This window comes from Ruegeria sp. CE8, from assembly GCF_056537465.1.
Genome location: NZ_JBQFRP010000004.1, coordinates 243,318 through 270,029, shown reverse-complemented (window position 1 = coordinate 270,029; position 26,712 = coordinate 243,318). Strand labels below are relative to the sequence as shown.

Below are 26,712 nucleotides of genomic sequence, written 5' to 3'. Positions count from 1 at the left end.
GGTCTCATGAGTGCAAAGATCAGACTGTATGTAGAGCACCCTCTGGGTCAGGGGCAATCGGTTCATTTGACGCGTGAGCAGGCGCATTACCTGTTCGGCGTCATGCGTCTGGGGGTTGGCGGGCAGGTTGCCCTGTTCAACGGGCAGGACGGGGAATGGTTGACCGAGGTTGCCGAGGCCGGCAAACGCGGCGGTATTCTAACCTGCGTGGAACAGGCCAAACCGTTGCAACTGCCACCTGACCTGTGGTTCCTGTTCGCTCCGATCAAGAAGGCGCGCACCGACTTCATCGTTGAAAAAGCGGCAGAAATGGGTGCGGCGCGGATCATGCCCGTGCAGACCGAATTCACCAATTCCGAACGCATCCGTCAGGACCGCCTGCAAGCTCATGCGGTTGAGGCGGCCGAGCAATGCGGCGGTACCTATGTGCCTGAGGTCGCAGACCTGCAGCGGTTGGACCGCGTGCTGGATAACTGGCCCGACGGGCGCCAACTGATGTTCTGCAATGAGGCCGAGGTCGGATCAGCTTTGCGGCTGGCGGCCAATGAAAAAGGTCAGCCCTGGGCCATTCTGATCGGACCCGAGGGCGGCTTTTCCGACCGCGAACGCGCACGACTTACCGCGTTGCCCTATGCTCATGTAGTCAGCCTTGGCCCGCGCATCCTGCGCGCCGACACGGCTGCCGTTGCGGCGCTGGCCATGTGGCAGCAGGCGCTTGGGGATTGGAACTAGGAGAGAAAATGCTCGATAACTACCGCGATTGGCTCGTTTCGGCGGGCTATGCCGAGAATACCTGCCAAGCGCAAATGCATAGAGTTCAGAAGGTCGAAGATCATTATGGATCACTGGATGAGGCGCTGAACTCCGGAAAACTGACTGAAATCATAACCGATTTGACCTATTCAACAGCCGATGAACGGCAAGGGGCCGCGAACCCTTCGCGTATTCCGATCAATGGAAGTTTGCGCAATGGCTTGCAGTCTTACAAAAACGCCGTTCAACGCTATGTGAGATTCCGCCGGGAAGCAGGCGAAGTCGAGGCCGAACCGATACCTTCTGAAGCGCTGGCGCAGACGGACTCGATGGTTGCCGAAAAGCAAAGATTTGCGTTGGAACGCGACATGCAGGCGGCCCTTCGGCGTGAAATCAGCCTGTTGGACAGCGATTTGACGATCATCGACGACGGTGCAGAACGAGCGGTAGCGTCTGGCTTCATCGACATTTTGTGCCGGGACGTGAAGGGCGGGCTGGTCGTGGTCGAACTCAAGGCGGGGAAGACCGACGCACGAGTTGTTGCGCAAGCCCTTGGATACATGGGTGATCTGATCGATGAGGGAGAGGAGCAACCTATAAGAGGTGTGATCGTTGCGCATGATTTTGACCAACGAACGATTTCTGCGGCCAGAGCAGTGCCCAACCTTTTGCTTGTCCGCTACGCAATATCGTTTTCGTTTGAAGCGCTGGCATGAGCCTGCCTGGTCTCTCACCAGGAAGGGTCACGGCCCAACACAAACCGGGGAATAGGTCATGACTTGGAAGTTGGCGCAGGAAGAGGATGTTCCACGGATCGACAGGTTCCTGTTCGAACATATCCAGACGTCGATGTTCCCTTTGGCTAACCTGCGAGATTTCGGATTGCGTGGCTCAGATCAGCGCGCCGTACACATGTGGACGTTGGGCGATGGCCCGCGCGCCGTTTTTGGGATTACGAATGAAGGCATGGTCCTGCCGCAATGCCCTGAATGTTCGGACGAAGAACTGGACGCGGCGATTCGCCTGATCCGGGGGCGCAAGCTGTTCGGTCTGGCGGCCGAGGCCACGCAGGCCCGCCGGATCATGCGGCTTGCCGGTTGGGAAGACAGGCCCGCAACGCTGAACAGTGACGAGCCGGGGTTCACTTTGGATTTGGATCAGATCGTGACGCCCGACGCGGCCGGGGCTGACCTTGTGCCACTTGGCGATCTGGACCGGGACATCACCGAAGGCTGGCGGCAGAGTTATCTGATCGAAGCGATGGACTTCGACGCTGCGCGCGCGCACGGGCAGGCAAAGAAAGACATCGCCGCCTATATTGAACGTGACTCGCACCGGGCCTTGTTGATGGATGGGCAGCCGGTTGCCATGACCGGGTTCAACGCTCGCTTGCCCGAGGTCGTCCAGATCGGAGGTGTGTATACCCCGCCGGACTCGCGCGGCAGCGGATACGCACGACTGGCAGTGGCGCTGCATCTACTAGAAGCTCATAGAAATGGCGCGGCCCGCGCTGTTCTGTTTGCCGCTAGCGATGCCGCTGCACGTGCCTATATAGCAATTGGGTTTCGGCCAGCCGGCCACTATTCCCTGATTTTGTTCAAAAACCCCGAGGACACGGCATGAGTTTCATCCGACCTGAAGCCAAACTGGCCCTGTGGCGCTGGCGCGAAGTTCTGATCGCTGGCGTCGTTCTGTTGGTCGGCCTCAGCTGGATCAGCGGACCCGGCGGGTTGCTGGGCTGGTTGGGTTGGGTTCTGATCGCCGTTTCGGCTGCGTTGACAGTGGTCGGCGTGCAACGCGCTCGGTTCCGAACTGGCGCAGGAGGACCGGGTCTGGTGACGATCGACGAAGGCCAGATCACCTATCTCGGTCCGCTCGACGGCGGAATCGTTGCTACAGGGGAAATCGAACGCCTTGCGTTGGACCCGACATCGTCTCCGGCGCATTGGGTTTTGGATCAGCCGGGGCAGCCGACGCTTCACATTCCTGTGAATGCCGAGGGGGCTGAGGCTCTGTTCGATGTGTTCTCAGCCCTTCCGGGGCTGAAAACCGAACAAATGTTGTCGGAACTGAACGGTGGCGCGACGCATCCGGTGGTTATCTGGGAACGCACCCCTTCGCGTCCAGCCCACCTGCGGCTGCATTGACACTGGCGCGGTTTAAGACCACGAAAGACCGAACGAAAGACACATCAGGATCGGAGCACGGGTCTCATGTCCATCCCTCAGTCCGGCGGCGGGCCGATCGAACGCCATGAGCAATTGGCCGAATATCTGGAATCGGGCTGCAAGCCCAGGCAGGATTGGCGCATCGGAACCGAGCACGAGAAGTTCGGCTATTGCAAAGACACGCTGAAGCCGCTGCCGTATGAGGGCGAGCGGTCGATTCTTGCGGTGCTGCAGGGGCTGCGCGATCTGCACGGATGGGCCCCGGTGGAAGAGGCCGGCAAGCTGATCGGTCTGGAAAAAGACGGGGCCAATGTCTCGCTGGAACCCGGCGGACAGTTGGAACTGTCGGGAGCGCCGCTGGAGACCATTCACGAAACCTGCGACGAGGTGAACGCGCATCTGCGCGACGTGAAGGATATCGCGGACAAGATCGGTGTTGGTTTCATTGGCCTCGGGGCCGCGCCGATCTGGACGCATGACGAAATGCCGCTGATGCCCAAGGGGCGTTACCGGTTGATGAACGATTACATGGAAAAGGTCGGCACCATGGGCCGGTCGATGATGCGCCGAACTTGCACTGTGCAGGTTAACATCGACTTCGGTTCTGAGGCCGACATGGTGCAGAAACTGCGCGTCGCGCTGGCTCTGCAACCGGTGGCAACCGCCCTGTTCGCCAACTCGCCGTTTTTCGAGGGCAAGCCCAACGGTCAGAAAAGCTGGCGCAGCTATATCTGGCGGCATCTGGATGATGCGCGCACAGGCATGCTGCCCTTTGTGTTCGAGGACGGGTTCGGTTTTGAACGCTGGGTCGAATACGCTTTGGATGTGCCGATGTATTTTGTCTATCGCGACGGTAAATACATCGACGCCTTGGGCCAGTCCTTCCGTGATTTTCTGGAAGGCAAACTGCCCGCTCTTCCAGGCGAAACGCCGACTCTTTCCGATTGGGCCGATCATCTGACTACCGCGTTCCCCGAGGCACGGATCAAGAAGTTCATGGAAATGCGCGGGGCCGATGGTGGTCCGTGGCGCCGCCTGTGTGCCTTGCCTGCGTTCTGGGTTGGTCTGACATATGATCAGGGCGCGCTGGATTCAGCGTGGGATCTGGTTAAGGGCTGGGATGACGAGACGCGCGAGGCACTGCGGGTCGAAGCCGCCAAGGACGGATTGCAGGCCAAGGTCGGCGACATCAGCATGCACGAACTGGCGCGCGAGGTCGTGTCGATCGCCGATGCCGGACTGAAGGCACGCGCGCGTCCGGGCGCTGGCGGGTTGGTGCCGGACGAAACGCACTTCCTGAATGCGCTGAAAGACAGTCTCGAATCCGGCAAGGTTCCGGCGGATGAGCTGCTGGACCACTACCACGGCGACTGGAATGGCGACCTGACCCGGATTTACCCCGAGTTCAGCTACTAAGCCCGCGCAGAGGCGTGTTGCCATTAGGAGAGCATTTGCCAAATGTTTCGAAGTGCCCTTGTCATCCGACTGGGGTACTCGGTTATTCTCTGCGAACTACTCCTGAGCGTGATGACCGATGGCCCGTATCAGCGAACTGCACTATTCCAATGCCTACGCCGCGCAAAGTGGTGTATCGGAGTTTCTCGAGGTCGCGCTGAGATCCGATGAGGATCCGGCGGACTTCACGGTCTCCTTCTATCAGGCGAACGGTCAGGTCGGCATCGAGATCCCGCTGGACCACCCGTTGGTCGACGTATCGTTTGATCCGGATAACAACGAGCAGATCTTTATCATTTCAGCGGATTTTTTTCCGATCCTGCTGACGGACCCCAATGGCGGCGGGTCGAACAACTACGAAGCTTATGCGCTGACCAACACGGCAACGAGCGAAGTCATAGATTTCTACGATATCGGGGGCGGAACCCAGAACATCGTAGCGCAAAACGGGCTGGCGGCGGGGGCCGTGTCGGAAAACCTGCCGGTTCTGGTCGGGCCGAATCAGACAACGACGACGTTGCAGTTCAACCAGCCGAACCCGGACACTCTGGTTCATGCACCGCTCTCACCCCGTGACACAGGCGCGCCGTGTTTTGCGGCCGGGACGTTGGTGGACACGCCGGATGGACCGCGCAGTGTTGAGACGCTGAAGCCGGGCGATCTGGTTCTGACGCAGGACGATGGTGCCTGTCCCATCCGTTGGATTGGCGGGCGAACCGTCGCGGGCCGGGGTCGTTTTGCACCCGTTCGCATACGCGCCGGGGCGCTGGGGGCAGAGGAGGATATCTTCGTGTCGCCCCAGCACCGTCTGCTGATGACAGGTTGGCAGGCACAGCTGCTGTTCGGAGAAGATGAAGTGCTTGTCGCCGCCAAATCGCTGGTCAATGGAACCACGATTACGTCGGTGCCCTGTGACATCGTCCGCTATGTCCACCTGTTCTTTGACCGGCACCAGCTTGTGTCGACGTCCGGCCTGATCTCGGAAAGCTTTTTCCCGGGCGCACAGGCTCTTTCGAGCCTCGAACGAGAAGTCGCGCAAGAGCTGTTTGCGCTGTTCCCGGAACTTCAAAAGCAGCCGCAGACCTACGGTCAGACCATTCGCCCTGTCAGGTGCGGCCCGCAAGCGGCAATGCTGCAGGCGATCTGATCCGCCCCTCTTGCTTTCGCGGACTGCTGTGATAGCAGAGCCTCAACAGCATTCAGGGAACCGTCATGGACGATCTTAAGGCAAAATATCTGGGTCAGATCGCCGATGCAGGCGACGAAAACGCGCTCGAAGCGATCCGTGTTGCGGCCGTCGGGAAAAAAGGCGAGGTCGCGTTGAAGATGCGCGAGCTGGGCAAGATGACACCCGAGGAGCGCCAGGTCGCAGGCCCCGCGCTGAACGCCCTGAAGGATGAGATCAACTCGGCCCTGTCCGCCAAGAAATCCGCGCTGGCCGACGCCGCACTGGATGAGCGTCTGCGCACCGAATGGCTGGACGTCACCCTGCCGACCCGCGCGCGCCGTCAGGGTTCGATCCACCCGGTCAGCCAGGCGACCGAGGAACTGACCGCGATCTTTGCCGAACTGGGCTTCTCGGTGGCTGAAGGGCCGCGGATCGAAACTGACTGGCACAACTTTGACGCCCTGAACATCCCCGGCCACCACCCTGCACGGGCCGAGATGGACACGTTCTACATGCACCGCGCCGAGGGCGATAATCGCCCGCCGCATGTGCTGCGCACCCATACGTCGCCGGTCCAGATCCGTTCGATGGAGAAACAGGGCGCGCCGATCCGCGTGATCTGTCCGGGTGGTGTGTACCGCGCCGACTATGACCAGACCCACACGCCGATGTTCCATCAGGTCGAGGGGCTGGCCCTCGACAAGGATATCTCGATGGCGAACCTGAAATGGGTTCTGGAAGAGTTCGTGAAGGCCTTCTTCGAGGTCGACGACGTCGAACTGCGCTTCCGCGCCTCGCACTTCCCCTTCACCGAACCATCGGCCGAGGTTGATATCCGTTGTTCTTGGGATAACGGCCAGCTGAAAATCGGCGAGGGCGACGACTGGATGGAGATTCTGGGCTCGGGCATGGTCCACCCTAAGGTGATCGCCGCCGGTGGGATTGATCCTGAGGTCTATCAGGGCTTTGCGTTCGGGATTGGAATAGACCGTCTGGCGATGCTGAAATACGGCATTCCGGATTTGCGAGCGTTCTTTGATAGCGACCTGCGCTGGCTGCGTCACTACGGGTTTGCCGCGCTGGATATGCCGAACCTGCATGGTGGTTTGTCACGTTGAGTGCATTGGAACTTCCATCGCTCTTAGTAGGTGGATTTCTTACGCTCTTGTTGGCGTTAGTAGGTAGATTCCTTTGGAAATACATTGAGCAAGCCTTAAACGGCTCTGCAAATCTGCTGTGGTTTGTAACGCATGAAGCTTCTTATGAACTGCCAAAGGAAATCGACAACCATCTGTTTGAGATTTATCGGTCCGCGAGAGACGCGGATGCCAATATTATGGATCGCGACCAGTTTTTTGATCTAAAGCAGAGTATCAACCGCGGTTATGAAACAACGGGCATAGTCATCCACAATTTGGGGAAAATTCCCGCGAATGAAGTTTCAATTTTACTTTCAAAGGAACCCCTAAGAATTAGGGTAAGTTCCGATGTAGCGGTACATCAGAAAGAGACCGCTGACGGGAATGTCGAGTTGCGGTTAGGTGCGATTGAACCTTCAAACCAAGTGAAAGTTACATTCTTTGGGATTGCGGCGTTCCAAGTACGAAGTGTCACTTTGAACGGGGTGAAGGTAAATGAGTACAACAGACCTGACTTGATCCCATTGCGGTATTTGGAAGAGAAAAAGTTCAATTCCAAAAATAGGTTGTGGAATACAATCACTGTTGCTCTGTTGGTGATCGTAACTTCAATTGCAGTTTTTGATGCCGCAAGCTCGGTTTTGAATCGCGAACCAGAAAACGCGGAAAAAACCGGGACTTCCTCCGCTTCGAAATAGCATTTTACACGCTGACATATATGTGACGTGACAGCCGGCGCAGGGTCGCTAGGGTTCGTCAGATGATATACCGACTGCTCAGCCTTTTTCTGATGACCGCCTCCGTCGCCTATGCCATGGGCCCCTGGGATGACGACTGCCACGGCGATACCGCCTGTCTGGTTGGCGACCGCTCGTACCATGTGCTGGAGCCGGACGGGTGGGACGGCAAAACGCCTCTGCCTGTGTTGATGCATTTCCACGGCTGGGCGCGGCAGGGGACCGTGGTGGTGAACCATGAACGGATCGCAGGCGCGACCAAGCTGCGCGGTGTGTTGTTGGTGGCCCCGAACGGGTTGGGCAAAAGCTGGGATTTCTGGACCTCGGACACCGATGATGTGCCCTTTGCGGACCGGGTGCTGGAGGATGTGGCCAAGCGCTATCCGATTGATCCGGACCGTATCTATGTCTCGGGCTATTCCTACGGTGGCGCGATGGCGTGGCGCTATGTCTGCCAGTCGGGCAATGATACGGCGGCTTTGCTGGGCATCGCAGGCAGCATCCGGCAGACCGAGGATTGCCCTCAGGCCCCGGCAGAGGTGCGCCATGTGCACGGAACCAGCGATACTGTGATGGACTTCCCGTTTGGGCCGGGCGGCGACACGACCTATCCGGTGGCGCTGTGGCGGCAGAAATTCGGCTGTGGCACAGCCATGCCGCGTGGGGACTGGAGCGTGGTACCGATCCTGACGCTCAGCCGGGTGGAGTGGACCGATTGCGCTCAAGGCCAGGTCGCGCTGGATACGCATCCCGGCGGGCATTTTATCCCCCACGGCTGGGTCGGGCGGCAACTGGATGAGCTGTTGGGGCGCGAACCGACTTACCCCTGAGCCCGGAATACGACATGGCCCTGTCGCGAACAGGTTTGCTGCGGTGAATGCCGCCCGTTTATCCAAGCGAAAACGGGGATGTCATGACCACAATTCTGATCGTAGAAGGCAATACACCAGACATGGTTGCCAAAGGCCATGCAGGCGCGAGCGGGTTCATTCGCACCTTTGCGGCCTTGGCTGCTGATGTCCGAATTCATCTGATAAATCCCTATGCCGCCGCATTGCGCCCCGAGGAACTGCGTGGCGTCGATGGCATCGTACTGACCGGGTCAGGCGTCAGTTGGTCTGTGGACGCGCCCGAGGCGGCCCCCCAACGCGCAGCGGCCGAGGTCGTGCTGGCCTCAGGCACACCGGTATGGGGATCGTGCAACGGGCTGCAGCTTGCCATGCTTGTGCTGGGCGGTTCTGTCGGCGCTTCGCCGGTTGGCATGGAGGTCGGTATGGCACAGAACAACGCTCTGACCCGCGAGGGCGGTGAGCACCCGATGATGGCGGGGCGTAGGTCTGGGTTTGGCGTTCCGTGCATCCACCGGGATGAGGTCCAGGGGCTGCCCGAAGGCGCAACGCTGTTGGCGGGTAATGACCATTCCCCGGTGCAGGCCGCCGTGTACGAAAAGGGCGATCTGAGATTCTGGGGCACGCAATATCACCCGGAACTAAGCCTTGCGGATATCGGCATCTATGTCCGCGGCAGAGGTATTTTCGCCCATCACGCAAATCTCGCCGAAGACCTTGAGCAAGCCGAGGCGGATGTTTCTTCTGCCGCGCGCCTGGGAACCCATCCCGAGGCCCTTGTGTTGCCCCAGCGCAGCCGTGAGTTGGCCAATTGGCTGCATTTCGTGTCTGGCGGCTAAGCGGCCCTTCCACCTGCGGGGAATATCCGCTACACGCGATCCGACCCGAAAATTCTGGCGGATAGCGACCGATGAAATTCACTCTTTCCTGGCTGAAAGACCACCTCGACACCGATGCGTCGGTTGATGAGATTGCTGAGGCGTTGACCGATCTTGGACTTGAAGTCGAAGAGATCGTGAACCCTGCGGACCGGCTGGCGGGCTTTGCGCTGGGCTATGTGAAGCATGCCGAGAAACATCCCGACGCCGATAAGCTGCGCGTGTGCACGGTTGCGACCGATGAGGGTGATTTGCAGATCATCTGCGGCGCGCCGAACGCGCGTGAGGGCATTACCGTCGTCGTCTGCAAACCTGGCATGTATATCCCCGGTCTGGACCTGACCATCAGCGTCGGCAAGATCCGGGGCGTCGAAAGCTATGGAATGATGGCTTCCGAGCGCGAGCTGGAACTGTCGGACGAACATGACGGCATTATCGAGCTGCCATCGGGCGAAGTTGGTGACAGCTTTGTTGAATGGTTGGCCGAGAACGCACCAGCCAAGGTCGATCCGATGATCGAGATCGCGATCACGCCGAACCGCCCCGATGCATTGGGAGTCGCGGGTATTGCGCGCGATCTGGCTGCGCGCGGCGTCGGTACGTTGAAAGAACGTGATTATGTGCCGGTGCCAGGGGATTTCGAAAGCCCGATCAAGGTAACGATCGACGAGGATACGCTGGACGGCGCGCCTCATTTCACCGGACGCCTGATAACAGGCGTCAAAAACGGCCCCAGCCCGCAATGGTTGCAGGATCAGTTGAAGGCAATTGGTCTGCGTCCGATCTCGGCTCTGGTCGATATCACCAACTACATGACCTTCGACCAGAACCGTCCGCTGCATGTGTTTGATGCAGACAAGGTTCAGGGTAACCTGCGGGTGCATCGCGCCAAGGGTGGTGAGACGCTGGTCGCGCTGGATGAGAAGGAATACACCCTGCAGCCCGGTATGATGGTGATTTCGGATGACAAAGGTCCCGAATCCATCGCTGGTATCATGGGCGGTGAGGAAACTGGCTGTACCGAAGAGACCGTTAACGTGTTTCTTGAAAGCGCGTTCTGGGATCACGTTCAAATCGCTCTGACGGGCCGCGCGCTGAAGATTAACTCGGATGCCCGCTATCGCTTCGAGCGCGGCGTGGACCCTGAATACACGCTGGAGGGGTTGGAACACGCGACACAGATGATTCTGGATATCTGCGGCGGTGAAGCGTCCAAGGTCGTTGAGGCCGGCAAAGCACCCAACCACGCGCGGGCCTACAAGCTGGACGCCGAGCGTGTGCAGTCGCTGGTCGGCATGGACATTCCCGAGGCTGAACAGCGCCAGACTTTGACCCGTCTGGGCTTCCGTCTGGAAGGAGAGATGGCCCACGTCCCAAGCTGGCGTCCCGACATTATGGGCGAGGCTGATCTGGTGGAAGAGGTCGCGCGGATTGCATCCCTGACCAAACTGCAGGGCAAACCGCTGCCGCGTGTGACCGATGGCATCCCCAAGCCGGTGATGACCCCGACGCAGCGCCGGCAGTCGATGGCACGTCGCACCTGTGCGGCGCTGGGGTACAATGAGTGCGTTTCCTACACCTTCATTGATCAGGCCTCGGCAGCTCTGTTCGGTGGCGGCGATGAAGCGACCCAGCTAGAAAACCCGATCTCGTCGGAGATGAGCCATATGCGTCCCGATCTGTTGCCCGGTCTGCTGCAGGCCGCGGCCCGAAATCAGGCGCGTGGCTACGCGGATGTCGCTCTGTTCGAAGTCGGCCCCGTATTCCATGATGGTGAGCCCGGCGACCAGAAGACCCAGATCACCGGTCTTCTGGTTGGCCGCAATGGCCCCAAAGATGTGCACGGAGCCTCGCGCCCGGTTGACGTGTTCGACGCAAAGGCGGATGCCGAGGCTGTTCTGGCCGCCATTGGTGCGCCCGCGAAGGTTCAGATCCTGCGCGACGGCGATGCCTGGTGGCATCCGGGCCGTCACGGCAAGATCTGTCTGGGCCCGAAAAAGGTTCTGGGCGTGTTCGGCGAACTGCACCCGCGCATCCTGCAGGCGATGGACATAAAAGGCCCGGCAATGGCCTTCACCATCTGGCCGGACGAGGTGCCTCTGCCGCGTAAATCGGGCGCGACTCGCGCCGCGTTGGAACTGCGAGACCTGCAAGCGGTCGAGCGTGACTTTGCCTTTGTTGTCGACGAAGGCGTCGAGGCGCTGACGCTGGTCAATGCCGCGGCCGGTGCCGACAAGGCGCTGATCGAAGACGTCCGCGTCTTTGACGAGTTCATCGGCGGCAGCCTGGGTGAGGGCAAGAAATCCTTGGCAATCACCGTGCGTTTGCAGCCCACGGACCAGACGCTGAAGGAAAAAGACATCGAAGCGGTGGCCGAGAAGATCATCGCCAAGGTCACCAAGGCAACCGGCGGCGTCCTGCGCGGATAAAATCCACTGCATATCTTTTATTAAACGCGCCTTCGGGCGCGTTTATTTGGACAGGTAGTCAGCCAGCAGATCAAAGACCAACCGGATGCGGCGGCTGGTATGTAACTCGCGATGGGTGGTCAGCCAGATTGGAAATTTGATGGGTTCCATTCCGGGAATCACTCGTTCGACGCCGGGCGTTGCATCGCCAACAACCTCAGACATGGGTGCGATGCCAAAACCCTGCTTGGCGTATTCCCAGGCCACGATTCCGTTCTGGGATCCCAACCTAAAGTTCTCATCGCTCAGGTGAATGCCCAGTGGCTTCAGATAGGCGATCATTTGATCCGTATTGCCGAAGCTGATGAATTCATGCTGTGATAGGGCGCGCTTGGATTTCGGGCGCCCTGCGTGGTTCAGATATTCGGTCGTGGCATAGAAATGACCCGAGGCTTCCTGCACCAGTTTGGCGATCAGTTCGGGCTGTTCCGGTCGTACATGACGGATCGCGATATCTGCCTCTCGGCGCATCAGGTCCTGAATGTCATTCGATGCGATCACGTCAATTCTCAGGCGCGGGGCCTGCGCCCGGACTTCGCGCAACAGGTCTGGCAGGAAATAAGCAGACATCACATCACTGGCGGTGATGCGGACCAACCCGTCGATGGATTGTGCCTGCCCCGAAGCAGTCAGTGCGATTTGGTTCGCTGCATCACCCATCAACCGGGTATGCTCCAGTAATTCCATTCCGGACTGTGTGATCTCTAACGTGCGCCCGATGCGTTCAAACAGCATCACACCCAGATCTTGCTCGAGTGCAGCGATCTGCCGGCTGAGTGTTGGTTGCGTCTGTCCCAATTTACGGGCGGCTGCAGAAAACGACCCGGTCTCGGCCGTCGCCAGAAAGGCGCGGATGTGATTCCAGTCAAAGTCGCCGAGTTGTTTCATACAAATATGTATAAGTAATCTGCAAATTTCGGCAATTTTTATTCTGTATGTGCATGAGTAGTTTGCCTGCAAAGGAGACCCCCTCATGACGACCGCCGCGAAATTCTGGGACGGAGTGGCTGAAAAATATGCCCGAACTCCAATAAAGGATATGGATTCCTATGAGCATACGCTCGAACGGACAGCTTCCTATCTCAAGAAAACCGACGACGTGTTGGAACTGGGATGTGGCACGGGAATGACCGCGCTGCGCCTGTCCCCCTATGCCGACACGATTACCGCCAGCGATGTTTCCCCCTGCATGCTGGCGGTCGGTCAGAAGAACGCGGCAAAGCAACAGATCGAAAACGTGGCCTTTGTTCAGGCTGATGCAAGCCGTCCTCCCTCCTGGTCCTACGATGTGGTGCTGGCATTCAACGTGTTGCATCTGGTCGAAGACCTGAATGCGGCTCTGGCCTCTGTTCATGAGGTGATGAAGCCGGGTGGTTTGTTCATCTCAAAAACCTTCTGCCCGCCACAACGCGGCATAAACCTGCGGTTTCAAGCCATACGGTTGGCTTTGCCGCTTATGCAATTGCTGGGAAAGGCGCCATTTGTGCGGTTCCTGTCCGAAGCAGAGCTGGATGCAGCCGTTGAAAGGGCCGGGTTCGAAATCGTCGAATGCGACAGTTTCCCGGCACGCGATGCAAGACGGTTTTTGGTGGCGCGCAAGATTTAAGCCCGAACCGGCACTTTCCGCATTGGGCCAGCGCCCATTGTGCCCTATGCATGCTCTGAAACAAATTCGGAGTTTGCTATGGGCCTGAACGTATACCTCTCTGGTGAAATCCACACCGACTGGCGCGAACAGATTATCGACGGTGCACAGGGTTTGGACATTACCTTCAACAGCCCCGTGACCGATCACGATGCCAGCGACGATTGCGGTGTAGCCATTCTGGGTGCAGAGCCAAACAAGTACTGGCACGACCACAAGGGCGCGATGGTCAATGCGATTCGTACCCGAAAGGGGATTTCAGAGGCGGATGTGGTCGTCGTGCGGTTTGGTGAGAAATACAAACAGTGGAACGCGGCCTTTGATGCGGGATACGCGGCGGCGTTGGGAAAATCACTGATCGTTCTGCACGGTCCTGACCACCAGCATGCGCTAAAAGAGGTTGATGCTGCTGCCCTGGCTGTGGCTGAGCATCCCTCGCAGGTGGTTGAGGTTTTGCGTTATGTTCTGACAGGCAAGCTGCCGCAGTAACTCACGTTACGTTCTTCTTGCCCGAGTATTGGGTGCTTTCTACCGTTGCGTCAGGCAGTAACGGGGAGGCAGTCGTGGAATTTGACTATGTCATTGTGGGGGGCGGTTCCGCCGGTTGTGTCATGGCCTCACGCCTCAGCGAACGTCCTGACACGACTGTTTGTTTGCTTGAGGCCGGCGGCGCGGGGGAAGACCTGGTGATCCGGGCGCCGGCCCTTGTGGCGGCGATGATTTCCGGACGGCCAAAGTTGAACAACTGGGCTTTTCACACGGTGCCACAACCCGGGCTGAACGGCCGGAAAGGGTTTCAGCCACGCGGCAAGGCGCTTGGCGGATCGTCCGCGATCAATGCAATGCTCTATGTGCGGGGGCATCCCAGCGACTACGACGAGTGGGCTGAGCTGGGCTGTAATGGGTGGGACTGGAACAGTGTCCTGCCCTATTTCCGCAAGGCGGAAGGCAATGTACGCGGGGCGGATGAGTTTCACGGCGCGGAAGGTCCTTTGCAGGTTGCGGATCAGTCCGAGCCGCGCGCCATCTCGCATGCATTTGTTGAGGCTTGCGGCCAGCAGCAGATACGAAAAACGGAAGATTTCAACGGGCCCGATCAGGAAGGGGCGGGGCTGTATCAGGTCACTCAGTTCCACGACGGCGCTCATAAGGGCGAGCGGTGTTCTGCCTCGGCGGCCTATCTGCGTGGTATCAAATCGCGACCAAACCTTACGATAATGACCGGGGCCGAGGTGCAGAAAATCCTGTTTGAGGAAAAGCGCGCCACTGGAGTGCAACTGCGCCGAAAGGGCAAGGTTGTTGAAGCACGCGCGCGCAAGGAAGTGATCGTTTCCAGCGGTGCTTTTGGTTCACCGCAATTGTTGATGTTGTCGGGAATCGGGCCCGAGGCGGAATTGGCACAGCATGGTATCCCGGTTTTGCATGACCTGCCGGGCGTTGGTCAAAACCTTCAGGACCATCTGGACTACGTGCTGAGCTATCATTCCAAACGCAAGGATGTGATCGGGCTGACACCGGGCGGATTATGGGATTTGGCAAAGGCAGGTATGGATTGGCGCCGGACCGGAGCGGGCCTGTTCTCGACCCCCTTCGCCGAAGGTGGCGCGTTCTTCAAGTCCGAACCTGTGGTGTCCAAGCCGGATCTTCAACTGCACTTTGTCGTCGGTATCGTCGACGATCACATGCGCAAGATGCACCTGAAACACGGGTTCTCCTGCCATGTCTGCGTTTTACGTCCATTCAGCCGGGGCAACGTCGGGTTGAGCTCGGACCGCGCCGGGGAACCGCCGCGCATTGATCCGGCATATCTAAGCGATGACCGGGATCTAGACCTGCTGAAGCAGGGCGCGCGGATTATGGAGTCGATCCTCGAAGCACCGCCGTTGAAGCCGTGGCGGGCCAAACGGTTGTATGCGCATGATGGCAGCGATCAGGCGCTCGAGGCGGATATTCGCAACCGCGCCGACACGATTTACCACCCGGTAGGGACCTGCAAGATGGGCGTCGATGATATGGCCGTCGTTGATCTCGAGGGACGCGTGCATGGAACGGAAGGGCTGCGCGTGGTGGACGCGTCGGTCATGCCGACCCTGATCGGCGGCAATACCAACGCGCCCACCATCATGATTGCTGAAAAGATCGCCGACGCAATCAGTCCCGCGCAGGCGTGATAAGCCCTTTTTGTACGGCGGGCCGTTCAAGGAACCGGTCCAGATAAGCCGTAACATTGGCATGGTCATCCCAGCCAACGAGATCACGGGCACCGTAATACTCCAGCCCGCGCAGCCACGGCGCGATGGCAATATCGGCAATCGAATACTCGCCCGCGATCCAGTCCCGACCTTCCAACTGCTGGTTCACAACGTTCAAAAGGCGCTTGGCTTCGTTGATGTATCGCTCGCGCGGGCGCGGGTCTTCGATTTCGCTGCCTGCGAATTTGTGGAAATAGCCAAGCTGTCCGAACATCGGGCCGATGCCTCCCATCTGGAACATCACCCATTGGATCACGCGATACTTGTCGGCTTTGGTCTGACCCAGGAACTTCCCGCTTTTCTCGGCGAGGTAGATCAGGATCGCTCCGCTTTCGAACAACCCAAGCGGCTCGCCGTCCGGACCATTTGGGTCGATGATCGCTGGGATCTTGTTGTTCGGGTTCAGCGAAAGGAACTCGGGGCTTTTGACGTCCGTATCCGACAGGGTCACCAGATGAGGCTCATACGGCAGGCCGGTTTCCTCAAGCATGATAGACGCTTTGACGCCGTTCGGGGTGGGAAAGGAGTAAAGCTGAATCCTGTCCGGATACTTCGCGGGCCAACGGGTCGTAATCGGGTGTGAGGCGGTGTCCAGCATGAGGGGCTCCTTGTTACCTGAGTACAATAGTTAGGCAGCGTTACGCCGGCATACCAGTATCTGTGCTGTGCATACCCGGTCAGCTCCTGTGTATTTTGGAACAACGGGGAAAACCTGCGGATCTCACACCTAGACCAAAGCACGCGAATAGCTCACTATTCCGCGAATCCCGCGCTGGTGACGCGGGTTTGTCGTGAATCGAAAGGAGATACGCGTGGATGAGGTCGTAACACAGGTGGGTGCCTTTGCCCCGCTGATCGTAAGCGCGGTCAAGGCGCTGATCGTACTGATCCTTGGGTGGATCGTCGCAGGTGCTATCGGCGGCATGGTCCGGCGCCGGATCAATGCGACGCCGCATATTGACCAGACGCTTGGGAATTTTATGGCCAGCCTGGTGAAGTGGGCGATACTGGCCATGGTGCTGGTCGCCGTGCTTGGCATCTTTGGAATTCAGGCGACAAGCATCGTTGCTATTTTGGGTGCAGCCTCGCTTGCCATCGGTCTGGCGCTGCAGGGGACACTCAGTGATCTTGCGGCTGGTGTCATGCTGGTTGTGTTCCGCCCATACAAACTGGGTCAGTATGTGGACATCGGCGGGACCGCAGGCACGGTCAAGGACCTGAACCTGTTCACGACTGAGCTGGTGACGCCGGACAACGTTCAGATCATTGTTCCCAATGGACAATCCTGGGGTTCAATCATCACCAACTATTCAGCCCACGATACGCGTCGCGTGGATCTGGTGTTCGGCATCGATTACGGGGACAGCGCTGATGAGGCGATGAAAATTATTTTGGATGTCGCCAAGGCCGATGATCGTATTCACAGCGATCCCGAGCCTTGGGTGCGTGTGACCAATCTGGGCGACAGTTCGGTCGATCTGACTGCGCGCCTGTGGTGCAACGCGGCGGATTACTGGGATCTGAAGTTCGAGATCACCAAAGCCGTGAAAGAAGCATTCGATGCGAAAGGCGTATCGATTCCGTATCCGCATTCGGTCGAAATCCAAAAGCAGGGTTAAGCCCTCCCGCCCGTCGAGCGGGCATTTACATGCCCTCCTCCGGTTGGGCCCGGCGCCGCGCTGATCGCGCGGCGCCGTTTTTCTTGCGAAACCGTTGTGCCCAAAACAACCGCGCCGCGTCAAAGACGCGGCGCTTGGCCCAACGCTGTATAGCGTCCTTGTCAGAGGGCGCTTTCAGAGACGGGAGAGATCAGGACTTGATCACCACGTTGGGGGAAACCACGTCGATGCCCAGAGCTTTGCCGACCGCGTAGTAGGTCAGCTGACCGGCATGTACGTTGAGACCGTTCAGCAGATGCGGGTCGTCCTGGCAGGCTTGCTTCCAGCCTTTGTCGGCCAGTGCCAGCATGAACGGCATCGTTGCGTTGCCCAGTGCGATGGTCGAAGTGCGTGCAACGGCACCCGGCATGTTGGCAACGCAATAGTGCATCACACCGTCTACTTCGTAGATCGGCTCGGCATGGGTAGTTGCTTTGGACGTTTCAAAGCAGCCGCCCTGGTCGATCGCAACGTCCACCAGAACTGCACCTGGTTTCATGGTCGAAAGCTGCTCGCGGCTGATCAGCTTGGGCGCTGCGGCACCGGGGATCAGAACCGCGCCGATGACCATGTCGGCATCCTGGATCAGTTCAGCGGTGGCACCAGCTGTCGAGTACTGGCTCTTGAACGTGCGGCCGAATACGTCATCCAGATAACGCAGACGCGGCAGCGACCGGTCCAGTACGGTTACATCAGCACCCATACCCGCAGCGATCTTGGCTGCGTGCGTACCAACGACGCCGCCACCGATGACGATGACTTTTGCCGGGCCTACGCCAGGCACGCCGCCCATCAGAACGCCACGGCCGCCATTGGCCTTCTGCAGCGTCCAGGAACCGACCTGGGGTGCCAGACGACCGGCAACCTCGGACATTGGCGCCAGCAGAGGCAGGCCGCCATTGGCGTCGGTCACGGTTTCATAAGCGATTGCGGTACAGCCGGATTCGATCAGGTCGTGGGTCTGCTCTGGGTCCGGCGCCAGGTGCAGGTAGGTGAACAGCAGCTGGCCTTCGCGCAGCATCTTGCGCTCAACGGCCTGCGGTTCTTTCACCTTTACGATCATGTCTGCGGTGGCGAACACCTCTTCCGCAGTGTCGACGATGCGCGCGCCTGCGGCGATATACGAATCGTTGTCAAAGCCGGAACCCATGCCGGCGTTGGTTTCAATGATGACCTCATGGCCACGCGCAACCGCTTCTTGTGCTGCGTTGGGCGTCATGCCGACGCGGAATTCCTGGGGTTTGATTTCCTTGGGGCAACCGATCTTCATGTTTTGCTCCTCCGTTCATAAACTGCCTAAATTATGAGCATTCTGGGACGCAATTTCTGTGAAACTCTGCCCGCGTTTTGGATTTTCTTTAGGAGATTGTTCAGTATAATGGATAAATGTTGCAAAGGAATTGCGTGAATGAGCCTGGACACGACTGATAGAAAGATTCTGGCGGCCCTACAGCGAAACGGCAGAATGTCGAATGCAGAGCTGTCGGAACAGGTGAATCTGTCCCCGTCCGCCTGTCACCGACGTGTCCAGAGGCTTGAGGCCGAGGGGTATATTCGCAACTACGTGGCGCTTTTGGATGCCCGCAAGATGAACGTCCCGACCACCGTGTTTGTCGAAATCACTCTGCAGGGGCAGGCCGAAGAACTATTGGATGCGTTCGAAAAGGCAGTGGCGCGTATTCCGGACGTGTTGGAATGCCACCTGATGGCGGGAACGGCCGACTATATTCTGAAAGTTGTGGCCGAAAATACCGAGGATTTTGCGCGTATTCACCGCCAATACCTGTCTCGCTTGCCCGGAGTAGCACAGATGCAAAGCTCTTTTGCGCTGCGTACCGTGTTCAAGACGACTGCCCTGCCCGTGTGACAGTCAGGCGGGTGCTGGGTAGGTGAACAGGGCCAGATGCAGGGCGTTAAAGCCGAAATGCATCATAACCGGGACCCAAAGACGACCAGTGGCGTAATACCCCAGACCACAGGCCGCCCCAAGGATTGCCGCATAAGCGACAAGGGCCGGACCGCCCGCAAAATGAGCCAGACCAAACAACAGACTGGCCAGAGCAATTCCAAGCGCCGTGCCAAGTTTTGACGCGATGATCGACTGTAGGTACCCGCGGAAAAAGGCCTCCTCGGTCAGGCTGGTCAGAAACAGGTTGGACAGCGCGAAGATCAGCCACCATGGCGGCAGGTCGATCTCTGGCCGGATTGCTTCTGTGGCCAACCCAAGGACAAACAGGGCGGGCAGGGCTGCAAGACCAACGAACAAAGGTGTTTTTCTGATGGGCGTTGCACTACCAATCATTCCGGGCCAGGCCAGTAGAACCGCAAACAGCACCATTGGCTTGTCGATGTTCAGGTACATGGAAAACGCAGAACTTTCGGGCCCGGCATGCACTTTGTCCAGAACCAACAGGTTGTGAAAGCCGGGTATCAGATGCGCACCCAACGCCAGGCACCAGAGTGTCAGGGCAATGTGCCCCAAGGTGGCCGGGACACCGGACAGATGGTGCAGGCCCGCCGCGCCGATGAGGCCGACCATGACAATGCCTACGGCCAGAGGCGTGACCAGTCCCATTGCTAGGGCGGCAACACCAAACACCATCAGCAATGTCAGGCTAAGCTGCCGCCTGCCCGACACAGCACTGACCATACCGGCGATCAAGATGAACCAGGGCCAGATCTGGGGCAGAAGGGAAACGAAATGTGCCACGACTTTCTCATGTGTTGATACGGCCGTTGATGCAGCCGGGCACTGCCGAATGGCAAGGCCAAAGCAGGTCCGCCAACACCAACTTGCTGGCATTGCGTCAATACTGACGCTTGTATCCCGATGCAGGTAGGTCCAAATATGGGTAAAGACCGTATCTTCTGCCTATGTCTTCGCACTCGCCTTGTTGCTGGCGGCCGCATTTTGGCGCAAGACATTCATCAATTCTTCTTATGACATCAGGCAGTTACACTCCCCCGGTACGGTCGGAACCCGTTGACTGATAAGGAGCAGACCTTGGCTTACGAACACAATGATGCGCCCAAAGATTGGCTGGAAGCCGAGTTGGAAGACACGCTGGACGAAGATTTTGAGATCGAATTCAGCGAACCGATGCTCTCGATGGAAGTCCGCAAGATTTATAAGGATCAGCATCCGGATATGCTGGACCGTAAGGTCTATTTCCGAAACTTGCTGCGGTTACAGGCCGAGCTCATCAAGGTTCAGGACTGGGTTCAGCACACCGGCGCCAAGGTCTGCATTCTGTTCGAAGGCCGCGACAGCGCCGGCAAGGGGGGCGTGATCAAGCGGATCACGCAGCGCCTGAACCCGCGGGTTGCCCGTGTGGTCGCCCTGCCGGCACCCAGCCGCCGGGAACAAAGCCAGTGGTATTTCCAGCGTTACGTGCCACACCTGCCGGCCGCCGGTGAGATCGTTCTGTTTGACCGGTCCTGGTATAACCGTGCGGGTGTTGAACGTGTGATGGGCTTTGCCAGCGAAGATCAGGTGGAACAGTTTTTTCAGGACGTTCCCGAATTCGAACGGATGCTGGTACGCTCGGGTATCATCCTGCTGAAATACTGGTTCTCGATCACCGACGAAGAGCAGCAACTGCGATTCCTGATGCGCATTCACGACCCGATGAAACAGTGGAAGCTGTCTCCGATGGATCTGGAGTCGCGTATCCGCTGGGAATCCTACACCAAGGCCAAAGAGGACATGTTCTTTCGCACGAACATCCCCGAAGCACCTTGGTACATCGTCGAAGGGAATGACAAAAAGCGTGAGCGCCTGAATTGTATCGAGCATCTGCTGACAAAAATTCCGTACACGGATGTGCCGCAGGAAAAGGTCAATCTGCCAGATCGCAAGTACAACCCGGAATACGAGCGTCGGATTCTGCCTGACGAGCTCTACGTTCCAAAGATCTATTGATGAAAGAAAACGAGGCCGGTCATGACCGGCCTCGTTTCAGTTGGTAAATCAGGCGATTTCGACATTGCAGTTGAAGTCGAATTCATCGACCCAGTCAAAGCCCCAAGACGCGTTGTTTTCCGGCGCAGGTTCCGGAGTGGCTGTGTCCCTGTCTTTGGATCTGACAGACACGAAATCGAAGATTTCTGAATTGGAGGTGTCGGCGGTGTCGGCCGATTGCTTCCAATAAAAGTTATCGAATTTCGTCTGCCACTCGTTGAAGATGGTTTCGAGCTGCGCCAGAAGGGCTGCTGCGTCAAAGCCACCACCCCAGGAATCGCCTGCGTCAACCGGGGTTGGTTCCGGCATCTCGGGTTCGGGCGTTTCGGTTTCAGCGACTTCTGTGCCGGGTGTCAGAGTTACAGGTTCCTCTGGCTGCACAACGCCTGCATCCGGTTCTTCGACGACTGGCGTGGTGGTGTCGGTCACAACAGTCTCAGGTGTTTCAGCTTCCGGCTCGGTCGGCTCGTCCACAACAACTGGCGCTTCGGGTTCCGGCTCAGCTGGCGCCTCGACAACAACTGGTGGTGTTTCCGGATCCGGCTCGACGGGTTCCTCGACCACAACGACCGGCGTTTCGGGCTCAGACTCGGTAGGTTCCTCAACAACAAGCGGTGGGGTGGGTACCGGAGTGGCCGGCGCATCGCCAGTATCCAGTACAACTTCGCCATCGGTCGTCGCGAAATTCTGGGTGACCACTACGGCGTCATAGCCCTGCATATTGCCCGTTTCGATCCCGATACCGATGTATTTGAAATCGGGATTTAGGATGTTTGCGCGGTGGCCAGGGCTGTCCATCAGGTTCTGATGAAGCTGGGCAACATCATCGCTGATCCCGGGTGCGCCGCGTTCGGATTGCCAGGCGATGTTTTCGCCGGAACGCCAGCCGCCTGAAAAATCAAAGCCAGCGTCGCGCATACGCTCTGTCGCCGATGACCCGCCAGCACCGGTGTGGCTGAACGAGTCCGTGTTCAACATCCATTCGCTGTGGTCTTCGGATGACGCGTTCAGGTGGGTTTCAAGTTGTAGCGGCTCTAAACCGCGGGATGTGCGCTCTTGGTTGATGAGCGCTAGCATTTCTCGCTCGAAAGAACTTGCAGTCGACATTTTGCCTCCGTGGGGGATTGTCTTTGAGTGGACGTCGCCAATTAATGAATCATCTGACGGGTCCGACAGGGCGTTGAGAAATCCGGTCGGGATTCGGCGGGACAGTGCTTTCAGAGGGTGATTCGTACGCTGTATTATGCTGGGCAAAGTCCTGCCAGCACGGAATTGGCGGCTTGTCGCACATGCGTCCGCCTGATCGGCGGATTCGCGCAGGCCCAGAAAACGACAAACCCCCGGGCGATGCCTCGGGGGTCGTCAAATAGTGTCATCCAAAGCTGGACGAGTGAGATCTTAGAGCAGACCTTCGCGCTGGGCTTTCTTGCGTGCCAGTTTACGGGCACGGCGAATCGCTTCAGCTTTCTCGCGCGCTTTTTTCTCGGACGGTTTCTCGAAATGTTGCTTCAGCTTCATTTCACGGAACACGCCTTCGCGCTGCAGCTTTTTCTTCAGGGCACGAAGCGCCTGATCGACGTTATTGTCGCGAACACTAACCTGCATGTGGTTGTCACCACCTTTCTAGATAGAGTTGCAAGGAAATTGCAGGAGTTGGCCGTATAGCAAAGCGCCTCTATCTTGTCTAGTACTGGCCCCGAGAACCGGAGAACCGCCATGACCACCACCTACGAAGATGCCAAGCAACAGTTGCTGGACGCGATGCTGAACCATGTGCCCTTTGACGGCTGGTCCGAGACCAGCTTTCGCATGGCTGTCACGGATTGCGATATGGACGAGGTTCTGGCCCGTGCGATCTGCCCGCGCGGGGCGGTCGATCTGGCGCTGGCATTTCACGCACGTGGGGATGAGGCCATGGTGGATCGCCTGAAATCCACGGACCTGAGCGAGTTGAAATTTCGCGACCGCATCGCTGCCGCTGTTCGCTTTCGGCTTGAGGCTGTTTCGGATAAGGAATTGGTTCGTCGCGGCATGACCCTGTTTTCCCTGCCAACCCATGCGGCGGACGGGGCAAAGGCTCTGTGGCAGACCTGCGATCAAATCTGGGACACGTTGGGAGACACGTCGGATGACGTGAACTGGTATACCAAGCGGGCGACACTGTCGGGCGTGTATTCCTCGACATTGCTGTACTGGCTGGGTGACGATTCCCCCGATCATCAGAAAACGTGGGAGTTTCTGGATCGGCGCATCTCGGACGTGATGCAGATCGAAAAGATCAAGGCGCAGGTCAACGACAATCCATTGTTCAAGCCGTTCCTAGCGGTTCCGAACTGGCTGGCCGGTCAGGTAAAGCCGCCGATGAAAATGCGGGCCGATCTGCCAGGGATGCTGAACCCGCGCAAGTAAGCATCTGGGCGTTCCGGAAATTGCCTGTTAGGCATTGGGCAAAGGAGATTTGCCAATGACCCAGATGATGCGTGCTGTCGAAATCACCGAACCCGGCGGCCCCGATGTTTTGCAGTTGACCGAACGCCCGGTGCCAGAACCGCAAACCGGTCAGGTGATCCTCAAGGTGGCCTATGCAGGCGTGAACCGCCCCGACGCTCTGCAGCGCGCGGGGGCTTATGATCCGCCTCCGGGTGCCAGCGATCTGCCCGGGCTTGAAGCCTCGGGCGAGGTGGTTGCCGTCGGTGCCGGGGTTGAGGGGCTTTCGGTTGGTGATCAGGTCTGTGCTTTGCTGCCCGGCGGCGGGTACGCGGAATACGTGGCGACTCCTGCGGTGCACTGCCTGCCTGTGCCCAAGGGCATGGGAATGAAAGAGGCCGCCTGTCTGCCCGAGACCTTCTTTACGGTTTGGTCCAATGTGTTCACACGTGGTGGCCTGAAGGCGGGCGAACGATTTCTGGTTCATGGCGGGTCCAGCGGTATCGGCACAACGGCGATCCAACTGGCCAACGCGTTTGGAGCGCGCGTCTTTGCGACCGCCGGCTCCGCTGAAAAATGCGAGGCCTGCGAGAAGCTAGGGGCCGAGAAAGCGATCAACTACCGCGACGAGGATTTCGTTGGGGTCATGCGGGCCGAAGGTGGTGCAAACCTGATCCTCGACATGGTGGGTGGCGATTACATCCCGCGCAACGTCAAGGCACTGGCCGAGGATGGGCGTCTGGTTCAGATCGCCTTCCTGCAGGGGCCGAAGGTCGAGCTGAACTTTGCAATGATGATGGTCAAGCGCCTGACCCTGACTGGCAGCACCCTGCGCCCGCAAAGCGATCTGGCCAAGGCGAAGATTGCGCAGGATCTGCGCGAGGCGGTCTGGCCATTGCTGGAGGCCGGGAAGGTTGCCCCCGTCATGGACAGCGAGTTCGATCTGGCTGATGCTGCCGCGGCACATACGCGGATGGAAAGCTCGGGGCATATTGGCAAGATCGTCCTGAAGGTCGCAGGCTAAGAGTTCGGTGCGCGGGTCTATCCCGCGCGTTTTGCCCTCAGGCCACCGCGCGGCGATACAAATGCCAGGTCGCGTGGCCCAGGACCGGCATCACGACGATCAGGCCCAGCAGCATCGGGATGGCTCCGATGACCAGCAGGGCCGCTACGATGAAACCCCATGCCAGAATGACACCGGGGTTGTGCCGTAACACCCGTACCGAGGTCACGACCGCCACTGGCAGTCCGACCTTGCGGTCCAGCAACAGGGGAAAGCTGACAACGCTGACGGCCAGTGCGACCAATGCAAACAGGAAACCGACGGCGTTGCCGAAGATGATCATGGTCCAGCCTGCGCCGGTGGTGAACACTTCGGTAACGAACGCGCCAAATGAGGTCGGCAGATCCGGACCAAGCGTATGGACATAGATGGCCTGCGCGACCATCAGCCAGACCAGCAAAAGCATGACCAGATAAAACCCCAGCGCCAGAATTGCTCCAAATGACGGGGATCGGAACACTCCGAACGCGTCCAGCCAGTGGACTTCTCCGCCCATTTCGCGTTTGCGGCTGATTTCGTATAAACCAACTGCTGCAATCGGGCCGATCAGGGCAAACCCCATAACCAATGGCGCCAACAGTGGCACCATATTCCTGTTCAGACCGAACCCGAACATCAACAGTCCGGCGATCGGGTAGATCAGGATGACAAAAATCGCGTCCGCCCGTGTTTCAAGAAAGTCGTGATATCCCGCCGACAGACACTCGCGCAAATCCTGCATTGTCAGAGTCTGCACCTTTGGCAGATGTCGCGTATCGGCGCTGCCGATACGGTTCACGCTTTCTGCAATGTGATCGCCGGTCGCGCCAAGGTTCCGGGCGGCCCAGCTAATTGGATTCCCAATGGTTTTAGCCATCATCATCCCCTCCCTTTGCCAACAGCGCAGCAGAGTGAATCCGGCATGAGTTGCCCTTGGCCGGACCAGCCGGCAACGCTCGGATCCCAGTATAGCACATTTTTTCGCGTTGCGGTTGCGTCCGGTGCAATCGTGCCGATTGCCCTGTTTCACAGTCGTGTTAGCTTGGCATCAGGCAACAGGAGGTCAGCATGCAGCAAACGGCACGAACCGTCGTCATTCACGAACACGGCGGCCCCGAAGTTCTAAAGATCGAAGACCGGCTATTGGGCGACCCAGGACCCGGAGAGGTTCGCATCAGCCACCGCGCCTGCGGGCTGAACTTCATCGATGTCTATCAGCGAACGGGGCTGTACCCGCTGGAATTGCCGCATGCGCTGGGTATGGAAGCCGCTGGCGTGATCGAGGCTGTTGGCGAAGGCGTTACCCATTTGGAACCGGGACAGCGCGCCGCTTACGCCGCAGCCCCGTCAGGTGCCTATTGCGAGGCGCGCGTGATGCCCGCAGCACAGGTATGCCCGCTGCCAGACGGGATTTCCTTTGATGCGGCGGCGGCGATGATGCTCAAGGGGATGACGGTCGAGTATCTGTTTCACCGCACAACCCCCCTGAAACGGGGCGATACCGTGTTATTCCACGCGGCTGCCGGTGGCGTTGGTTTGATCGCCTGTCAATGGGCCAAGTCTGAGGGGATCACCTTGATCGGGACGGCGGGAACCGACGAAAAATGCAGCCTTGCCCAGTTCAATGGGGCCGCGCATTGCATCAACTATCGGACTGAGAACTTTGCCGAACGAGTGGCCGAGATCACAGGTGGCAAAGGCGTGGACGTGGTCATGGATTCCATCGGGGCGGATACGTTCAACGGCTCTCTGGATTGTTTGAAGCCCTTGGGAATGATGATTTCCTTTGGCAACGCCTCAGGACCAGTGCCATTGATGGATATCGGTATTCTGGGCAAGAAAGGGTCGCTGAAAATCACCCGGCCGACCTTGTTTACCCATATCGCTGATCATGCTGTCTGTCAGGCGATGGCAAGGCGTCTGTTTGGCAAGGTCGAGGGCGGAGAGGTCAAGATCCACATCGACCAACGTTTCTCTCTGGATCAGGTGGCCGAGGCCCACCGGGTACTTGAGGCCCGCCAAACCACGGGTAGTACCGTTCTGGAACCCTAGGACACACATGGAAATCGAGAGTTTTGACAAAAAACGGCGGCAGAGTGATCTGCCGCCGCCT

General features: G+C 58.4%; 27 protein-coding genes. 20 read left to right on the top strand and 7 right to left on the bottom strand.

What is annotated here, in order from left to right:
- Window positions 1-6: 6 nt before the first annotated feature.
- The 11 genes from ACR0AA_RS09805 to pheT all read left to right on the top strand — a co-directional run bounded on the left by ACR0AA_RS09805 (window position 7) and on the right by pheT (window position 11,575).
- Window positions 7-732 carry a 16S rRNA (uracil(1498)-N(3))-methyltransferase gene (locus ACR0AA_RS09805; RefSeq protein WP_480664328.1) on the top strand — a complete coding sequence of 242 codons (726 nt, stop codon included), beginning with the start codon at window positions 7-9 and terminating at the stop codon, window positions 730-732.
- Window positions 733-740: 8 nt separating this feature from the next.
- Window positions 741-1,469, top strand: a complete 729-nt coding sequence (locus ACR0AA_RS09800) for an endonuclease NucS domain-containing protein (protein ID WP_480664326.1) — start codon at window positions 741-743, stop codon at window positions 1,467-1,469.
- A gap of 58 nt (window positions 1,470-1,527) precedes the next feature.
- Window positions 1,528-2,376 carry a GNAT family N-acetyltransferase gene (locus tag ACR0AA_RS09795; RefSeq protein WP_480755923.1) on the top strand — a complete coding sequence of 283 codons (849 nt, stop codon included), beginning with the start codon at window positions 1,528-1,530 and terminating at the stop codon, window positions 2,374-2,376.
- Window positions 2,373-2,900, top strand: a complete 528-nt coding sequence (locus tag ACR0AA_RS09790) for a hypothetical protein (protein ID WP_480664322.1) — start codon at window positions 2,373-2,375, stop codon at window positions 2,898-2,900. The genes ACR0AA_RS09795 and ACR0AA_RS09790 overlap by 4 nt, the downstream gene beginning before the upstream one ends.
- A gap of 66 nt (window positions 2,901-2,966) precedes the next feature.
- Window positions 2,967-4,337 carry a glutamate--cysteine ligase gene (locus ACR0AA_RS09785; protein ID WP_480664320.1) on the top strand — a complete coding sequence of 457 codons (1,371 nt, stop codon included), beginning with the start codon at window positions 2,967-2,969 and terminating at the stop codon, window positions 4,335-4,337.
- Between the two features lie 118 nt (window positions 4,338-4,455).
- On the top strand, window positions 4,456-5,523 hold the full coding sequence (locus ACR0AA_RS09780) for a Hint domain-containing protein (RefSeq protein ID WP_480755922.1): 1,068 nt from the start codon (window positions 4,456-4,458) through the stop codon (window positions 5,521-5,523).
- Window positions 5,524-5,588: 65 nt separating this feature from the next.
- Window positions 5,589-6,662, top strand: a complete 1,074-nt coding sequence (pheS, locus tag ACR0AA_RS09775; protein WP_480755921.1) for a phenylalanine--tRNA ligase subunit alpha — start codon at window positions 5,589-5,591, stop codon at window positions 6,660-6,662.
- The gene (locus ACR0AA_RS09770) at window positions 6,659-7,381 is read left to right on the top strand and encodes a hypothetical protein (RefSeq protein WP_480755920.1); all 723 of its coding nucleotides are present in this window, start codon (window positions 6,659-6,661) and stop codon (window positions 7,379-7,381) included. The genes pheS and ACR0AA_RS09770 overlap by 4 nt, the downstream gene beginning before the upstream one ends.
- A gap of 62 nt (window positions 7,382-7,443) precedes the next feature.
- Window positions 7,444-8,250 carry a CE1 family esterase gene (locus ACR0AA_RS09765; protein ID WP_480755919.1) on the top strand — a complete coding sequence of 269 codons (807 nt, stop codon included), beginning with the start codon at window positions 7,444-7,446 and terminating at the stop codon, window positions 8,248-8,250.
- A gap of 83 nt (window positions 8,251-8,333) precedes the next feature.
- Window positions 8,334-9,107, top strand: coding sequence for a type 1 glutamine amidotransferase (locus ACR0AA_RS09760; protein ID WP_480664314.1), 774 nt, complete (start codon window positions 8,334-8,336; stop codon window positions 9,105-9,107).
- A gap of 71 nt (window positions 9,108-9,178) precedes the next feature.
- On the top strand, window positions 9,179-11,575 hold the full coding sequence (pheT, locus tag ACR0AA_RS09755) for a phenylalanine--tRNA ligase subunit beta (protein WP_480664312.1): 2,397 nt from the start codon (window positions 9,179-9,181) through the stop codon (window positions 11,573-11,575).
- 42 nt (window positions 11,576-11,617) lie between these two features.
- On the opposite strand, the gene ACR0AA_RS09750 is transcribed toward pheT, so the two are convergent.
- The gene (locus ACR0AA_RS09750; RefSeq protein WP_480664310.1) at window positions 11,618-12,502 is read right to left on the bottom strand and encodes a LysR family transcriptional regulator; all 885 of its coding nucleotides are present in this window, start codon (window positions 12,500-12,502) and stop codon (window positions 11,618-11,620) included.
- An 85-nt stretch (window positions 12,503-12,587) separates the two neighbouring features.
- On the opposite strand from ACR0AA_RS09750, the gene ACR0AA_RS09745 reads away from it, so the two are divergent.
- From ACR0AA_RS09745 to ACR0AA_RS09735, 3 genes are all read left to right on the top strand, one after another.
- Window positions 12,588-13,220, top strand: coding sequence for a class I SAM-dependent methyltransferase (locus tag ACR0AA_RS09745; protein ID WP_480664308.1), 633 nt, complete (start codon window positions 12,588-12,590; stop codon window positions 13,218-13,220).
- Between the two features lie 78 nt (window positions 13,221-13,298).
- Window positions 13,299-13,748 (top strand): YtoQ family protein, encoded by a 450-nt coding sequence (locus ACR0AA_RS09740; protein ID WP_480664306.1) that lies wholly within the window; start codon window positions 13,299-13,301, stop codon window positions 13,746-13,748.
- A gap of 74 nt (window positions 13,749-13,822) precedes the next feature.
- Complete coding sequence (locus tag ACR0AA_RS09735) at window positions 13,823-15,430, top strand: GMC family oxidoreductase (RefSeq protein WP_480755918.1); 1,608 nt, start codon at window positions 13,823-13,825, stop codon at window positions 15,428-15,430.
- Here ACR0AA_RS09735 and ACR0AA_RS09730 read toward each other — a convergent pair.
- Window positions 15,411-16,109, bottom strand: coding sequence for a glutathione S-transferase family protein (locus tag ACR0AA_RS09730; RefSeq protein WP_480664302.1), 699 nt, complete (start codon window positions 16,107-16,109; stop codon window positions 15,411-15,413). The two genes, ACR0AA_RS09735 and ACR0AA_RS09730, sit on opposite strands and share 20 nt — an antisense overlap.
- A 214-nt stretch (window positions 16,110-16,323) precedes the next feature.
- On the opposite strand from ACR0AA_RS09730, the gene ACR0AA_RS09725 reads away from it, so the two are divergent.
- Entirely contained in the window at window positions 16,324-17,130 is an 807-nt protein-coding gene (locus ACR0AA_RS09725; protein ID WP_480664300.1) for a mechanosensitive ion channel family protein, read from the top strand.
- 190 nt (window positions 17,131-17,320) lie between these two features.
- On the opposite strand, the gene ald is transcribed toward ACR0AA_RS09725, so the two are convergent.
- Window positions 17,321-18,439: an alanine dehydrogenase gene (gene ald / locus ACR0AA_RS09720; RefSeq protein WP_480664298.1), complete on the bottom strand. Its 1,119-nt coding sequence runs from the start codon at window positions 18,437-18,439 to the stop codon at window positions 17,321-17,323.
- A gap of 138 nt (window positions 18,440-18,577) precedes the next feature.
- Between ald and ACR0AA_RS09715 the strand changes: the two genes are divergently transcribed.
- Window positions 18,578-19,036, top strand: coding sequence for an Lrp/AsnC family transcriptional regulator (locus ACR0AA_RS09715; RefSeq protein ID WP_480664296.1), 459 nt, complete (start codon window positions 18,578-18,580; stop codon window positions 19,034-19,036).
- A gap of 3 nt (window positions 19,037-19,039) precedes the next feature.
- On the opposite strand, the gene ACR0AA_RS09710 is transcribed toward ACR0AA_RS09715, so the two are convergent.
- A complete protein-coding gene (locus tag ACR0AA_RS09710; RefSeq protein WP_480755917.1) occupies window positions 19,040-19,879 on the bottom strand; it encodes a CPBP family intramembrane glutamic endopeptidase in 840 nt (279 codons plus the stop codon).
- A 294-nt stretch (window positions 19,880-20,173) separates the two neighbouring features.
- Here ACR0AA_RS09710 and ppk2 point away from each other — a divergent pair, with 294 nt between their 5' ends.
- Window positions 20,174-21,091 carry a polyphosphate kinase 2 gene (ppk2, locus tag ACR0AA_RS09705; protein WP_480664292.1) on the top strand — a complete coding sequence of 306 codons (918 nt, stop codon included), beginning with the start codon at window positions 20,174-20,176 and terminating at the stop codon, window positions 21,089-21,091.
- A 48-nt stretch (window positions 21,092-21,139) separates the two neighbouring features.
- On the opposite strand, the gene ACR0AA_RS09700 is transcribed toward ppk2, so the two are convergent.
- Both ACR0AA_RS09700 and rpsU read right to left on the bottom strand, forming a co-directional pair.
- Window positions 21,140-22,237 (bottom strand): CAP domain-containing protein, encoded by a 1,098-nt coding sequence (locus tag ACR0AA_RS09700; protein ID WP_480664290.1) that lies wholly within the window; start codon window positions 22,235-22,237, stop codon window positions 21,140-21,142.
- Window positions 22,238-22,528: 291 nt separating this feature from the next.
- On the bottom strand, window positions 22,529-22,735 hold the full coding sequence (rpsU, locus tag ACR0AA_RS09695) for a 30S ribosomal protein S21 (RefSeq protein WP_005614280.1): 207 nt from the start codon (window positions 22,733-22,735) through the stop codon (window positions 22,529-22,531).
- Between the two features lie 111 nt (window positions 22,736-22,846).
- Here rpsU and ACR0AA_RS09690 point away from each other — a divergent pair, with 111 nt between their 5' ends.
- Together ACR0AA_RS09690 and ACR0AA_RS09685 are read left to right on the top strand one after the other, a co-directional pair.
- Window positions 22,847-23,539, top strand: a complete 693-nt coding sequence (locus ACR0AA_RS09690) for a COQ9 family protein (protein WP_480664288.1) — start codon at window positions 22,847-22,849, stop codon at window positions 23,537-23,539.
- 55 nt (window positions 23,540-23,594) lie between these two features.
- Window positions 23,595-24,581, top strand: coding sequence for an NAD(P)H-quinone oxidoreductase (locus tag ACR0AA_RS09685; protein ID WP_480664286.1), 987 nt, complete (start codon window positions 23,595-23,597; stop codon window positions 24,579-24,581).
- A 37-nt stretch (window positions 24,582-24,618) separates the two neighbouring features.
- Here the strand turns inward: ACR0AA_RS09685 and ACR0AA_RS09680 are convergent, their stop codons facing one another.
- Window positions 24,619-25,476 (bottom strand): DUF2189 domain-containing protein, encoded by an 858-nt coding sequence (locus tag ACR0AA_RS09680; RefSeq protein ID WP_480664284.1) that lies wholly within the window; start codon window positions 25,474-25,476, stop codon window positions 24,619-24,621.
- A gap of 191 nt (window positions 25,477-25,667) precedes the next feature.
- Here ACR0AA_RS09680 and ACR0AA_RS09675 point away from each other — a divergent pair, with 191 nt between their 5' ends.
- Entirely contained in the window at window positions 25,668-26,651 is a 984-nt protein-coding gene (locus ACR0AA_RS09675) for a quinone oxidoreductase family protein (RefSeq protein ID WP_480664282.1), read from the top strand.
- The last annotated feature ends 61 nt before the right edge of the window (window positions 26,652-26,712 follow it).